Raw genomic sequence first — 935 nt, forward strand, 5'->3', positions numbered from 1 at the left:
CATTGCCCTGGAAGCCATCCAGGATGTGGGCCCAGCAGCTTTCGTCCCAATTGATCTTGCCCTTCTGGGTCTGTGTGAAATTCCAGACCAAGTTGTGGTTAAACTTGAAAGTCTGGAGCCCATCCGGGATCTTCTGGTTCTCCAGCCGGTCATGCAGTGAGCATGCTTCCTTGCGGAGGAAGGCCTCCGCGTTCTCGGGCACATTGACGTTGCGGGCATGGGCCTCCGCCTGGGAGAGGAGCCACTTGTCATCGCTCCCGCCGGGCCATGTGCAAGCAAAGCGGGTGAAGACTCCTGATGTGGGGTCCCTTATCTGCAGGAGCTTCTGGGCGTTGACACGACCCCTTGAGGTTACCCAGGGTTGATACACCCTCGCCCATTTGGGGCACTTGAAGATCGCATTGATTTGGCCTTGACCCACTGATGGTTCATGCCGTAGTAGGAGGCAGTCAATGTGGAGGCACAAAAACACGAGAGCCACGTTGTCCGAAATGGACGTGAGGTAGTCTGCCTCCTGTGCCGTCAAGGTCCAGCCACTGACGCTTGCAAGCTCGTCCAACTGTGCAGTCTCCAAGGCCTTGATATACTCCTCGTGGACGGCTTGAGCACATTTGAGAGTGTGCTCATTTTTGTGATGTCCGCCGTCCAGACCGCGGCCGCTGTGCGGATGCGCATCACGCAGAGCTCACGGATGACGGCGTACTTGGCCTGTGGCAGGGCTTTCCTGAAGTAGTTCTCGATGCCCTCCCAACGGAGCTCTCTGGCATTCTTGAGACGGGTGCCCTGCTCGAGCGCCCTTTTGCGCCACAGATGCCTCACTTTATTGCGGAAAGAGACCAAGTCCATTTCGCTGCAAGAATGGCAGGTGCCCCCACAATTTCTCACGCCAGTCATCGTTATCTTCCAACAAGAGGCAATCGCTGGCCAAGTTCACA

The 935-nt window shown here is 56.7% G+C and carries 1 protein-coding gene; it reads right to left on the bottom strand.

Features of this window, described 5'->3' with window-relative positions; translation table 11 throughout:
- A partial coding sequence (locus ABWQ00_RS16065) for a hypothetical protein (RefSeq protein WP_353239663.1) occupies window positions 1–559 on the bottom strand: 559 nt, incomplete at its 3' end.
- Window positions 560–935: the final 376 nt, after the last annotated feature.

Origin of the sequence: Limnohabitans sp., assembly GCF_040400975.1 — a bacterium.
Taxonomy (GTDB): domain Bacteria; phylum Pseudomonadota; class Gammaproteobacteria; order Burkholderiales; family Burkholderiaceae_C; genus Limnohabitans_A.